At 73.7% G+C, this 12367-nt stretch carries 14 protein-coding genes; 7 read left to right on the top strand and 7 right to left on the bottom strand.

Going from position 1 to position 12367, the window contains the following annotated elements; genetic code table 11:
* Positions 1-19: 19 nt before the first annotated feature.
* Entirely contained in the window at positions 20-508 is a 489-nt protein-coding gene (locus ACZ3ZD_RS09330) for a peroxiredoxin (RefSeq protein WP_467395144.1), read from the bottom strand.
* The gene (locus ACZ3ZD_RS09325; protein ID WP_467395143.1) at positions 505-885 is read right to left on the bottom strand and encodes a DoxX family protein; all 381 of its coding nucleotides are present in this window, start codon (positions 883-885) and stop codon (positions 505-507) included. Before ACZ3ZD_RS09325 ends, ACZ3ZD_RS09330 begins: the two co-directional genes overlap by 4 nt.
* 277 nt (positions 886-1162) lie before the next feature.
* On the opposite strand from ACZ3ZD_RS09325, the gene ACZ3ZD_RS09320 reads away from it, so the two are divergent.
* Together ACZ3ZD_RS09320 and ACZ3ZD_RS09315 are read left to right on the top strand one after the other, a co-directional pair.
* Entirely contained in the window at positions 1163-1921 is a 759-nt protein-coding gene (locus ACZ3ZD_RS09320) for an IclR family transcriptional regulator (RefSeq protein ID WP_467395142.1), read from the top strand.
* Between the two features lie 281 nt (positions 1922-2202).
* A complete protein-coding gene (locus tag ACZ3ZD_RS09315; RefSeq protein ID WP_467395330.1) occupies positions 2203-3297 on the top strand; it encodes a PP2C family protein-serine/threonine phosphatase in 1095 nt (364 codons plus the stop codon).
* On the opposite strand, the gene ACZ3ZD_RS09310 is transcribed toward ACZ3ZD_RS09315, so the two are convergent.
* Positions 3237-3662: an ATP-binding protein gene (locus ACZ3ZD_RS09310; protein ID WP_467395141.1), complete on the bottom strand. Its 426-nt coding sequence runs from the start codon at positions 3660-3662 to the stop codon at positions 3237-3239. The two genes, ACZ3ZD_RS09315 and ACZ3ZD_RS09310, sit on opposite strands and share 61 nt — an antisense overlap.
* A 186-nt stretch (positions 3663-3848) precedes the next feature.
* Here ACZ3ZD_RS09310 and ACZ3ZD_RS09305 point away from each other — a divergent pair, with 186 nt between their 5' ends.
* The 4 genes from ACZ3ZD_RS09305 to hemC all read left to right on the top strand — a co-directional run bounded on the left by ACZ3ZD_RS09305 (position 3849) and on the right by hemC (position 8360).
* Positions 3849-4616, top strand: a complete 768-nt coding sequence (locus ACZ3ZD_RS09305; RefSeq protein WP_467395140.1) for an IclR family transcriptional regulator — start codon at positions 3849-3851, stop codon at positions 4614-4616.
* Between the two features lie 44 nt (positions 4617-4660).
* Positions 4661-6175: a glycerol kinase GlpK gene (gene glpK, locus ACZ3ZD_RS09300; protein ID WP_467395139.1), complete on the top strand. Its 1515-nt coding sequence runs from the start codon at positions 4661-4663 to the stop codon at positions 6173-6175.
* A 244-nt stretch (positions 6176-6419) separates the two neighbouring features.
* Positions 6420-7400: an ATP-dependent DNA ligase gene (locus tag ACZ3ZD_RS09295; protein ID WP_467395329.1), complete on the top strand. Its 981-nt coding sequence runs from the start codon at positions 6420-6422 to the stop codon at positions 7398-7400.
* A gap of 18 nt (positions 7401-7418) precedes the next feature.
* Complete coding sequence (hemC, locus tag ACZ3ZD_RS09290; RefSeq protein WP_467395138.1) at positions 7419-8360, top strand: hydroxymethylbilane synthase; 942 nt, start codon at positions 7419-7421, stop codon at positions 8358-8360.
* 30 nt (positions 8361-8390) lie between these two features.
* Here the strand turns inward: hemC and ACZ3ZD_RS09285 are convergent, their stop codons facing one another.
* From ACZ3ZD_RS09285 to ACZ3ZD_RS09270, 4 genes are all read right to left on the bottom strand, one after another.
* Positions 8391-8915, bottom strand: coding sequence for a hypothetical protein (locus ACZ3ZD_RS09285; RefSeq protein WP_467395137.1), 525 nt, complete (start codon positions 8913-8915; stop codon positions 8391-8393).
* Between the two features lie 190 nt (positions 8916-9105).
* Positions 9106-9966: an ABC transporter permease gene (locus ACZ3ZD_RS09280; RefSeq protein ID WP_467395136.1), complete on the bottom strand. Its 861-nt coding sequence runs from the start codon at positions 9964-9966 to the stop codon at positions 9106-9108.
* Positions 9926-10804 carry an ABC transporter ATP-binding protein gene (locus ACZ3ZD_RS09275; RefSeq protein ID WP_467395135.1) on the bottom strand — a complete coding sequence of 293 codons (879 nt, stop codon included), beginning with the start codon at positions 10802-10804 and terminating at the stop codon, positions 9926-9928. The genes ACZ3ZD_RS09280 and ACZ3ZD_RS09275 overlap by 41 nt, the downstream gene beginning before the upstream one ends.
* On the bottom strand, positions 10785-11285 hold the full coding sequence (locus ACZ3ZD_RS09270; RefSeq protein WP_467395134.1) for a MarR family winged helix-turn-helix transcriptional regulator: 501 nt from the start codon (positions 11283-11285) through the stop codon (positions 10785-10787). The genes ACZ3ZD_RS09275 and ACZ3ZD_RS09270 overlap by 20 nt, the downstream gene beginning before the upstream one ends.
* Before the next feature lie 248 nt (positions 11286-11533).
* On the opposite strand from ACZ3ZD_RS09270, the gene ACZ3ZD_RS09265 reads away from it, so the two are divergent.
* Positions 11534-12331, top strand: coding sequence for an RNA polymerase sigma factor SigF (locus tag ACZ3ZD_RS09265; protein ID WP_467395133.1), 798 nt, complete (start codon positions 11534-11536; stop codon positions 12329-12331).
* Positions 12332-12367 lie beyond the last annotated feature (36 nt).

Below are 12367 nucleotides of genomic sequence, written 5' to 3'. Positions count from 1 at the left end.
TTCCGATTGTCCCGGCTCCTCAAGCGCGGGGCGGGCCGCCTCGGTGGTGGTGGGCGCGCAGGGCGGCGAGGGCCCGGTCGGCGTGGGTGTTCATGCGCAGTTCGCTGCGGACGACCTCCAGGACGGTGCGGTCCTCGGCGATCACGAAGGTGACGCGCCGGGTCGGGGCGAGGGAGAAACCGCGTCTGACGCCGAACCGCTCGCGGACGGTGCCGTCGGTGTCGGAGAGCAACGGCATGCCGAGGCCGTGCCGGCCGGCGAACTCCTGCTGCTTGTCGACGGGGTCCCCGCTGATCCCGACCGGGCGGGCGCCGACGGCGGCGAACTCGGCGGCGAGGTCGCGGAAGTGGCAAGCCTCGGCGGTGCAGCCGGGGGTGAGGGCGGCGGGGTAGAAGAAAAGGACGACGGGGCCCTCGGCCAGCAGTTCGGTGAGCCGGCGGGTGGCGCCGGTCTCGTCGGGCAGGGCGAAGTCCTCGGCCTTGTCTCCGACTGCGAGGCGCTCGGTCACGACCCTCCCTCCCCGCGGCGGGCCACCGCGCGCGCCCACAGCACCAGGGGCAGCTGGAGGGGCAGCCGGGCGAGGGCCGCGGTCTTCAGCGGTGCCGGGCGGTGGCGCCAGTCGACGGCCATCTGGACGTTCGCCGGGAAGACGCCGACGAAGAACGCGGCCGCCGCCCTCGCGGCCGTGGCGCGGGTCGCGGGCGCCGCGATCCCGGCCGCCAGGGCCAGCTCGACGACCCCGCTGCCGTACGTCCACGCCCTGGGCGAGCCCGGCAGCGCGCGGGGGATGGTGGCGTCGAACTGCCGTGGGGCGGCGAAGTGGGCGACCCCGGCGGCTGCCAGCAGACCGGCTAGCAGCAGGGGTGAGCGTTCGGACCGGGGCACGGTTCCTCCTCTGGTGGCCTGCCGCCGGATATTACTGGACGGTAGACCTCCACGGGGCCGCCCGCCTCGGACGGTTGGCAGCGCGCGACCACGGCCGTGCACACCCGCTCGCGACCACGGCCGTGCACACCGCTCGCGGCCACAGCCGTTCGCACCCGCTCGCCGCTACGGCCGTACGCCCCCGAAGGAGGTGGAGCCCCGGTCGCCGTTGCCGGACGCGGGCGGCGGGACGGTCCAGGTCTTGCCGGTGCCAGGGGGCCCGGGGCAGCCTGGTGCCATGGGTGGTCAGGACGGCCCCACCCTCATCGGCTCCGTGCAGCGGGCGTTCCGGCTGCTGGAGGCGGTGAGCGCGCACGAGAGCGGCGCGCCGGCGAAACAGCTGGCACGCGAGACGGGGCTGCCCCTGGCCACCACCTACCACCTGCTGCGCACCCTGGTGCACGACGGGTACGTGCGGAAACTGGACGACGGCGGCTTCATCCTCGGCGACCGGCTGAACTCACTGCACTCGGCGGGGCGTACGCAGACGCTGCTCGGCCGTGTGCGTCCCACGCTGGCCGCCCTGCGGGACGAGCTGTCCACCGCCGCCTACCTCACGTTCTACGAGGACGGCGAGATCAGGGTGGCCGAGATCGTCGACGGCCCGCGTACGCCCCGGGTGGATCTGTGGGTCGGGTTCGAGGACGCCGGGCACGCCACCGCGCTGGGCAAGGCCGTGCTGCGCGAGATGGACGAGGAGGCCCGCCGGGACTACCTCTCCCGGCACCACCTCGCCGACCTCACCCCCCGGACGATCACCAGCGTGCCGGAGCTGCTGCGCCGGATCCGGTCGTCCCCGCTGGCACCGGCCGTCACGGACCTGGAGGAGTACGCGGTCGGCACCGTGTGCGTCGCCGTCCCGGTCTACCGCGGCGGCGTCATCGGCTCGCTCGGCGTCTCGCTGCCGGTGGAGCGGCGACACCGCCTCCAGGAGATCCGGACCCGGCTGCTCCCGATCGCGAGCCGGGTGACCCGGGGACTGTCGTTCACTATCTGAAAATCCGCTCCTTGCCGCAGCCCCACCCAGCCCGTTTGCTGGATGAAACAGACATTTCGGCTGTGCACCCCCTACCGGCGAGGACTGCGGACGACACATGAGCCAGCCCCGACACCATGGTGGCGACCACACACCGACGCGGCTGTCCAGGAACCGTGCGGCCACGGCCTGGGGATCGGTCCGCACGCGCGCCCCCGGGCGGCTGGCGGCGGGCGCGCACGCGCGCGCCGGTCCTGGTCGTCGCCGTCGTCGTCCTGGTCGACGTCGCCGGCGGGGCCGGGATGGCCTGGCTGCCGCTGCTGGCCGCCGGACCGGCGCTGGCGGCCACCACCAACGGGCCGCGCGGTGTGCTGGGCGCCGGTCTCGTCGCCGTGGCGACCGGCACGGTGCTCGGCGTGGCGCACGGCGCCTCCGTGGCGGACCTGACGGCCGTACTGTGCGCCCTGCTGGCCGTCACCGCGGCGAGCGGCCTGGCCGGTGTGCTGCGGGGCCGGCGGGAGCGGCTCCTGGCGGCGGTCCGCTCGGTCGCCGAGGCCGCCCAGCAGGCCCTGCTCCAGCCCGTGCCGGAGACCGTCGGCCCGTTCCGGGTGGCCGTCCGCTACAGCGCCGCGGCGGCCGAGGCCCGGATCGGCGGGGACCTGTACGCCCTGGTGCCCACCCCGTACGGCATCCGGCTGATCGTCGGCGACGTGCGCGGCAAGGGGCTGCCCGCCGTGGGGACCGCCGCGCTCGTGCTCGGGGTGTTCCGCGAGGCCGCCCACGACGAGCCCGACCTGCTGGCGGTCGTCGACCGGATCGAGCGGAGCCTGGCGCGCAACCTCGGCCCGGACGACTTCGTCACCGCCGTGGTCGCCGGCTGCCCCGAATCCGGAGATCTGGAGGTGGTCAACTGCGGGCACGCGCCCCCGCTGCTGATATCGGCGTCCGGGGAGGTCGCGGCGCTGGAGGCCGACCGCCCCACCCCGCCCCTCGGTCTGCGCGCGCTGTCGGGCCAGTCGCCCCGGCTGCAGCGGCTGCCGTTCGCGGTGGGCGAGCAGCTGCTGCTCTACACCGACGGGGTCACCGAGGCCCGCGATCACGCGCGTGCGTTCTATCCGCTGGCCGACGGCGTGGCCCGGCACGTCGGCGACGACCCGGCCCGCACGCTCACCGCGCTCCACGACGAGCTGCTGGCGCACGTCGGCGGACGGCTGCACGACGACGCCGCCCTGCTGCTGCTCCGCAAGGAGACCGAGCACGAGCCGGTCCCGGTCTCGGGGCCGTCGGAGCCGTCCGTGGCCCGGGCGGCGGCGCCGCGGGCCGGCACGGGTTCGCCTCAGCCGGCGACCAGCTCCGCCCAGCGCGTGACCCCGCCCGCGTGGACCCGTATGCCGTAGTGCGTCGCCAGGGCGCGCACGATCTCCTCACCCCGGCCGTGCTCGTCCGGGTCGATCCCGCCGAGCGGCTGCCCCGCCAGACGCGCGGGTCCCGCGTCGGTGACCTCGACGCGCAGAGTACGGTCCCCGGTGCCGCGCATCCATGACAGCCGCAGCTCGGCCGGGGGCCGGGCGTGGATGACGGCGTTGGTCGCCAGCTCGGACACGACGAGCAGCGCGTCCTCGACGATCTCGGAACACACGCTCCAGTCCGCGAGGACCGCCGCCGCGCGTCGGCGTACGGCTGAGACCGCGCCGGCGACGGGCGGCACCGGACACACGTGTTCGCATGCCGCCCGGAGCAGCGTGTTCAGCTGTGCCGCCATGTTCACTCCCGATGGTGTGTGCCGCCCGGTCGGGCGCCGTGGCCGGCGTCTTCCGGGCTCCCATGCACGCTATGGAGACAAATCCGGCAGGTCAATGAACGGTGGTCGGCATTACCGAACGCACCGGTCCTCGCGCCGCACACCGCCCGCGCGGCGAAGCGTCGGCGGCGGTAATAGGCTCGGCTCATGGCCGGCCCAGTCCAGTCGATCGAACGGGCGGCGGCGATTCTGCGTCTGCTCGCCGGAGGCCCCCGCCGACTCGGTCTCGGCGAGGTGGCGGCGTCGCTCGGCCTGGCGAAGGGCACCGCCCACGGCATCCTGCGCACGCTCCAGCACGTGGACTTCGTGGAGCAGGACGCGGCCACCGGGAAGTACCAGCTCGGCGCCGCCCTGCTGCACCTCGGCACCAGTTACCTGGACGTCAACGAACTCCGCTCGCGCTCCCTGAACTGGGCGGACGCGCTGGCCGCCCGCAGCGGGGAGGCGGTGCGCCTGGGCACCCCGCTGGAGGGCCAGGTGCTCATCGTCCACCACGTGTTCCGGCCGGACGACACTTTCCAGACGCTGGACGTGGGCGCGCTCCTGCCGCTGCACGCCTCCTCGCTCGGCAAGGTCCTGCTGGCCTTCGGGACCGCGGCCGTCGAGCCGGGCCGGGAGCCGGAGCTGGAGGCGTACACCCGGCACACCCTGGTCGACCCCGAGCGGCTCAACCGGGCGCTCGCCGAGGTCAGGGAGGTCGGCTGGGCCGTGGAGAGCCAGGAGATGAGCATGGGCGAGGCCGGGCTCGCCGCGCCGATCCGGGGGCACGGCGGGCTGGTCGTCGGCGCCATCGGACTGTCCGGGGCGGTCGAGCGGATCTGTGACAGCCAGGGCCGGCCCCGCCCCGGCCTGATCACCCTGATCCGCGAGGCCGCGCGGGCGATCTCCAGAGACCTGGGAGCCGCCCGCTGGTAGCCCAGGAAAGCCGCCCCTCGCTCCGTCGGAAGGCAGACCCGATCATGGCCGAACGGTACGTGATGTCCATCGACCAGGGCACCAACTCGACCCGCTGCATCCTCTTCGACCACCGCGGGCGGCTGGTCTCGGTCGCGCAGAAGGAACACCAGCAGCACTTCCCCCGGCCGGGATGGGTCGAGCACGACGCCGCCGAGATCTGGCAGAACCTGCGGCGCGTGGTGCCCGAAGCGCTGTCCGAGGCCCGCGTCGGGCGGGAGCAGGTCGCCGCCATCGGGGTGGCCAACCAGCGCGAGACGACGGTGCTGTGGGACCGGCGGACCGGCGCCCCGCTGGGCCGGGCCATCGTCTGGCAGGACACCCGTACGGCGCCGCTCGTGGAGGAACTGACGGCGCACCCGGGGGAGGACTTCTTCCTGGACCGGTGCGCGCTGCCACCCTCGACCTACTTCTCGGCACTGCGGATCCGGTGGCTGTTCGACCACGTCAAGGGGATCGAGCAGCGCGCCCGGGACGGCGAGGTGCTGTTCGGGACGATGGAGAGCTGGCTGATCTGGAACCTCACCGGGGGCACCGACGGCGGCCTGCACATCACCGACGCCACCAACGCCAGCCGCACGATGCTGATGAACATCCGTTCGCTGAGCTGGGACGACGAGCTGGTGGACTTCTTCGGGGTGCCCCGCTCGATGCTGCCGGAGATCAGGTCGTCCGCCGAGCCGTACGGCGAGGCCCGCTCGCTGCTGCCGGGCGTCTCCATCACGGCCGCCCTCGGCGACCAGCAGGCCGCCCTGTTCGGCCAGACCTGCTTCTCCCCCGGCGAGGCCAAGTGCACCTACGGCACGGGCAGCTTCCTGCTGCTCAACACCGGCGCCGAGCCCGTGCGGTCCCGGCACGGCCTGCTCACGACCGTCGCCTACCAGATCGGGGACCAGCCGCCGGTGTACGCCCTGGAGGGGTCGATCGCCATCACCGGCGCCCTCGTCCAGTGGTTCCGGGACCGCCTGGGCCTGATCAGCAGCGCACCGGAGATCGAGACCCTCGCGCGGACGGTGGAGGACAACGGCGGCTGCTACATCGTCCCCGCCTTCTCGGGGCTGTTCGCGCCCCGCTGGCGCAGCGACGCGCGCGGGGTGATCGTCGGCCTCACCTCGTACATCACCAAGGGGCACCTGGCGCGTGCCGTCCTGGAGGCCACGGGCTGGCAGACCCGGGAGGTCGTGGACGCCATGAACGCCGACTCCGCCGTCTCCCTGCAGCAGCTGAAGGTGGACGGGGGCATGACCGCGGACAACCTGCTCATGCAGTTCGTGGCCGACGTGCTCGACGTGCCGGTGGTACGGCCCATGGTCGCCGAGACCGTCTCCCTCGGGGCGGCCTACGCGGCCGGGCTCGCCGCCGGCTACTGGCCCGGCCTGGAGGTACTGCGCCGCAACTGGCACCGGGCCGCGCAGTGGCTCCCCGCCATGGAGCCCGAACGCCGCCAGGCGGAGTACGAGAACTGGCAACGAGCGGTGGAGCGGTCCCTGGGCTGGGTGCGAACCCCTCGCAGCCCCTGATGCACGCCCTGGTCGGTCATGACCTGGGGGCGGAAACGGGCGTACCGGGGGGTCTGCCGAGGCCGGCGATGCGCGCCACCGCTCCGGGACGGCGTGGTCCGGCGAACCGGTCCCGGCGCCGGCGCGGGGTGTCGTACCCGAACCGCCGTGCGGACAGGGGTGACCGCGGGCCCGTTCAGGGGAACCCGTGGGGAAAGGGGCGTGCGGGTGCCGGGGGCGGTCGAGACCTTCTGCCGTGACCGCCGTGACGCTGCCGTTCATCCCGCCGATGCTCGCCACCCCCGGGAAGCTGCCGCCGGCCGTCCAGGACGCGCGGTGGGCGTACGAGACCAAGCAGGACGGCCAGCGGGTGATGGTCTACCTGCCCGGCGACGGCGGTGTGCTGCTGCGCGCCCGCTCGGGCGAGGACATCACCGCGGCCTATCCCGAACTCCGGCCGCTCGGTGGGGTGCTGGGCACCACGTCCGCCGTACTGGACGGCGAGGTGCTGGCCCTGGACGAGCGCGGGAGGGCCGACTTCCAGCTGCTGCAGAGCCGGATGGGCCTCGCGCACGCACCCGCGCGGGCGGCGCGCCGGGCCGCCGTGGTGCCGGTGCACCTGGTGCTGTTCGACGTGCCGTTCCTGGAGGAACCGCTGGTACGGCAGCCGTACACGCGGCGGCGGGCACGGCTGGAGGAGCTGGGGCTGGCCGGGCCGTACTGGTCGACGCCGGCCGCCGTGACCGGGCACGGTGCCGAGGCGCTGCGCGCCACCCGGGAACACGGCCTGGAGGGCCTGGTGTGCAAGCGGCTGGACTCGGTGTACGAGCCCGGGGTGCGCTCCCGTTCCTGGATCAAGATCCGGAACATGCGTGCCGAGGACGTGATCGTCGGCGGCTGGCTGCCCGGCAAGGGGCGGCTCACCGGGCTGCCGGGTGCGGTGCTGGTCGGTCAGCGGGACGCGGGCGGCCGGCTGCGGTACGTCGGCGGAGTGGGCACCGGCTGGAGCGAGGCCGAGCGCGTGCGACTGGCGGAACTGCTGCGGGACGCGGCGAGCGACCGGTGCCCCTTCGCCCCGGCGCCGCGCGTGCCGGGCGCCCGCTGGGTGCTGCCCCGGCTGGTGGGCGAGGTCCGCTACAGCACCCGGACCCGGGACGGGATGCTGCGCCAGCCGTCCTGGCTGCGGCTGCGCCCGGACCTCGCTGCGGAGGAGTCCGCGGCGGACCTGCCCGAGGACGCGGGGTGAGGCGCGTGGGTCTATCGTGTGCCCATGCCGGTTCCCGAACTGATCCGAATCGTCTCCCGTGACTCGCCCATGGCCCTGGCCCAAGTGGAGCGGGTCCGCGCCGAGTTGGCGGTACTGCACCCGGGTGTGCGCACCGAGGTCGTCCAGGTGAAGACCACCGGCGACAAGTGGCTCGGCGATCTGTCCCAGGTCGAGGGCAAGGGGGCGTTCACCAAGGAGGTCGACGCGGCCCTGCTGGCCGGCGAGGCGGATCTCGCGGTGCACTGCGTCAAGGACGTGCCCGCCGACCGGCCGCTGCCGGCCGGGACGGTGTTCGCCGCGTTCCTCAGGCGCGACGACATCCGGGACGCGCTGGTGCACCCGGGCGGCCGCACCCTGGACGAACTGCCGGACGGCACCCGGATCGGCACCTCCTCGGTGCGCCGGATCGCCCAACTGGCCGCCACCCACCCGCATCTGGAGTGCGTGCCGTTCCGTGGCAACGCCAACCGCCGGCTGGAGAAGCTGGCCGCCGGCGAGGCGGACGCGCTGCTGCTGGCGGTGTCCGGTCTGGAGCGCATCGGCCGGACGGACGTGATCAGCGAGGTGCTGTCACCGGAGGTGATGATGCCGCCGATCGGCGCGGGCATCCTCGCCCTGCAGTGCCGGGAGGACGACACCGCCCTGATCGACGCGGTCAGCGGACTCGGCGACCCCGCCACCCACCGGGAGGCGACGGCCGAGCGGATGTTCCTGCATGTGCTGCAGGGCCACTGCAACAGCCCCATCGCCGGGTACGCGCGCGTGGACCGCAGCGGTGAACTCTCCCTGCGGGCCTGTGTGTTCACCCCGGACGGCAAGACCCGGCTGAACGCCCACGAGTGGGCGGGCCCGCTGGATCCGGCCACGCTCGGCACGTCGGTCGCGGTGGCGCTGCTGCGGCAGGGCGCGCGCGAGATCATCGACGGCATCCCGCACTGAGACGCCGGGCGGCGGGCGGCCGCCGCCGGGTCAGCCGGAGCCGGGCTCCGTCTGGTCCCTGAGGAAGGCGCTGACCTGGTGGGCCAGGCTGCACTGCCCGGTGCCCGCGGGCGCGGACGTCGCGGTGGACTCCACGGCACCGATGCCGCCCGCCCAGAGCCGGCGGTCGGTCCACTCCTCGTCCACCCGCAGCTGCACCTGCACGTCCACGTGGGTGAGGGCGGCCTCGGGCGCGGCGGCGTAGAGGACCGCGGTGGCCCGGCGAAGCGGGTAGACGTCGAAGCCCTCGATGAACTGGGAGTTGCGCCAGTCGATGAAGGCGCCCTCGCCGTCCTGGCCGACCCGGACGTCGATCTGGCCGTCCTCCAGCTGGATGCCGTAGTGGCGCGCGCCGCGGTTCTCGACGGTCACCCGGACACTGAAGTACGTCAGCCCGGCCGCGGCGTCGTCCCGGCCGCGCGGCGGCTCGGCCGCCTCCAGGCGGTGGACGCGGACCCGCAGACCGGCATGCTCCTCGTACTCCTGCCAGTCCCCGACCACGTTCGGCTCGTACACAGTGCCCCTCTCGACCTTCGAGAGCTGCTGTCTATCTGTGGGCCGAGCGCACTGTCAAATGCGCGGAAAGCGCTGTGGCCAGGGAATTCACCCTCTCTGATCCGTGATCAAGCGCTGCGCAGGAAGAACTCGTTCGCGGCGCCCTCGGGCGGGTGCCGGGCGCGTGTGGCACATCACGTCCGGAGCTCGATCAGCGGGCCAGCCGGCCGAGCAGCGCGGAGGCCGCCGTGACACCGAGGGCGGCGGCGACGGCCAGCACGCCGAAGTCGGCGGCGAGATGCGCGGGCGTGCCGAGCAACAGGCCGCGCAGGGCGTCGACCTGGTAGCTGAGCGGATTGACCTTGCTGACGGCCTGCAGCCAGCCCGGCATCACGGCGACCGGGTAGAGGGCGTTGGAGCCGAAGAACAGCGGCATGGTGATCGCCTGTCCGATGCCCATCAGCCGGTCGCGGCTGAGCACGATGCCGGCGATGGTCATGGACAGGCAGGAGAAGAACACGGAGGCGAGGACCACGGCGAGGGCGACGCCGAGCAGCCTGAGCGGGTTCCAGGTCAGGGAGACGCCGAGGAGCGCGGCGATCACGACCACGACGATGGCCTGGACCAGCGACTTCACTCCGGCCGCGAACGCCTTGCCGGTGATCAGGGCCGCGCGTGGGGTCGGGGTGACGAGCAGCTTGTTCAGGATGCCCGCGTCCCGCTCCCAGATGATCTGGATGCCGTAGAAGATCGCGATGAACATCGCGGACTGGGCGATGATGCCGGGCGCCAGGTAGTCGAGGTAGGGGACCCCGCCGGTGGGTATCGCCCGGATCCGGGTGAAGGTCTGGCCGAAGATCAGCAGCCACAGGGCGGGCTGGACCGCGCGGGTGTACAGCTCGGTCCGGTCGTGGCGCAGTTTCTGCAGCTCCACGGCGCACATGGCGGCCACCCGGGCGGGCAGCAGCCGCCAGCCCGCGCGCGGCACGGGCGGGGTGAGCAGCAGGGTGGTGTCCGGTGCGGGGGCGCTGTCAGCCGACGCGGCGTGCGGTGCGGCGGGTGCTTCGGACATCGCGGAAACCTCCTGCGGTGCGGTCGTCGAGCTCGCTGCCGGCGACGTCCCGGAAGACGTCCTCCAGCGTGGGCAGCCGGTCGGCGCCGTGCCGTTCGGCGAGGTCCCGGCGCAGCGCGGCAGGGGTGCCGAGGGCGCGGACCCGGCCGCGGTGCATCAGGCCGACCCGGTCGCAGTACTGGTCGGCCTCGTCCATGTAGTGCGTGGTGACCAGTACGGTCATGCCGGTGGCGGCGCGTACGGCGTTGATGTGCTCCCAGACGCCGGTGCGGGCGATCGGGTCGAGGCCGATGGTGGGCTCGTCCAGGATCAGCAGCCGGGGCGCGCTGACCAGGGCCTGGGCGAGTTCCAGGCGGCGGACCATGCCGCCGGAGTAGGTGCCGGCCAGCCGGTCGGCGGCGTCGGCGAGGCCGACGGCGGCCAGGGCCTGGCCGACGCGTGCGGCCCGCTCGCGGCGGGGCACGTCGAAGACGCGGGCGAACAGGGCGACGTTCTCCCGGCCGGTGAGCCCGCTGTCGGCGGACAGCTGCTGCGGGACGTACCCGAGCAGGCGGCGCACCGCCATGCGTTCCCGGGCGGCGTCGTGCCCGAAGACCCGCACGGTCCCGGCCGTGACCGGCAGCAGGGTGGTGATGCACCGGATGGCGGTCGTCTTCCCGGCCCCGTTGGGCCCGAGCAGCCCGAACACCTCCCCCTCGCGCACCGCGAGGTCGAGCCCGTCGACGGCCCGGGTGTCCCCGAAGGAGTACGCGAGCCGGTCACAGACCACGGCGTCACGCGCACCGGCGGTATCGGGGGTGCGGGAGGGCTCGGGGTGGTCAGGAGTGTCGGTCGTCATGGTTCCTCGCTCTCCCTGGCGCTGCCTGCGTCTCCTCGGTCTCCTCGTGCAGCGTGGCGGCCAGCCGGCGCAGGGCCGGCAGGGCCGCGCGCAGGGCCTCCCGGTCGGCCTCGCCGAGCCGGGAGACGTGCCGGCCGACCAGTTCGGTCCGGCGGCGCCGCCAGTCAGCGAGCCGCTGCTCGGCGGCGCCGGTCAGCAGCAGCCGGACGGCACGCCGGTCGGCCGGGTCGGGCTCACGGACCAGATAGCCGTCCCGGACGAGCTGGTTGACCAGGGTCGACACGGAGTTGCCGGCCAGGTGCAGCCTCCTGGCCGCCTCCGACACACCGACGCCGGGCCGCGCCTCGACCAGCCGGAGCAGTTCGACCTCCGCACCGCGCAGCCGGGGCCCGCTGACCCCGCCGCGCAGCCTGCGCCGGATCAGCCGCTGGACGCCCACGAGCGCGTCCGCCAGTTGCTCCGGAAAGGTGTCGGTCTCCACTCCTGAAGATTACCTCTGTTACAGAGGTACCGCTTCTCAAAGGGCGGTCAAGAACACCATGGATCGGCGCCCTTTCGTCCGCATTTGTTTTGTGATGTCCGTCAGCGGGAAGGGGCACAACAGTGCTTCGGCCAGGAGGCACGTCCGTGGGAGGCGGCCCCTGCCGACGCCCCGGTGTCCACCTCATGGTCCGAGCGCACCTCCCACGGTGTCTGTCCATCCGGCACCTGCTGAGAGAGGTGCGCCCGATGCGTGTCACCAGCAGCACGAAGCCCCATCCCCACGACGACGCCCCGAACACGACAGCCGCCTTCGCGCGCCTCGCCGGGCTGCCCGACGGACCCGAGCGCCAGGCGCTCAGGGACGAGCTGGTCCGGCTCTGGCTGCCGATGGCCGAGCGGATCGCCGTACGGTTCCGCGGCCGCGGCGAGGCCCTGGAGGACCTGTACCAGGTGGCCGCCCTGGGCCTGGTCAAGGCCGTCGACCACTACGACCCGGACCGCGGCCGGGCCTTCGAGGCGTACGCCGTGCCCACCATCACCGGCGAGATCAAGCGCCACTTCCGGGATCACATGTGGACCCTGCACGTGCCGCGCCGGGTCCAGGACCTGCGCAACCGGGTCCGCACGGCCACGAAGGAGCTGGCGCAGACCACGCCGGGCCGGGCCCCCACCGTCGCCGAGATCGCCGCGCACACCCGGCTGAGCGAGGACGAGGTACGCACCGGCATGGAGGCGCTGGGGTGCTTCTCCGCGCTGTCCCTGGACGCGGAGGTGGCCGGCACCGACGGGTACGCGCTCGGTGACTCCCTGGGCGAACCGGATCCGGGGTTCGACCTCGTCGTGGACCGGGCGGCGGTCAAGCCGTGCCTCGCGGCCCTGCCGGAGCGCGAGCGCACCATCCTCTACCTGCGGTTCTTCGGCGGGATGACGCAGAGCCGAATCGCCGAGCAGCTCGGAATCTCGCAGATGCACGTCTCCCGGCTGCTGAGCGGCTGCTTCGACCGGCTGCGCGAGGAGCTGCTCGCCGAGGCCCGCGTCCGCTGAGGCTCTCGCCGCGCCCGCTGAGGGCTGTCCCGCCGA

It is taken from the genome of Streptomyces sp. NPDC023481, from assembly GCF_055560195.1.
Note: the sequence above shows the minus strand (reverse complement) of the source record. Positions and strands in the feature narration are given on the sequence as shown.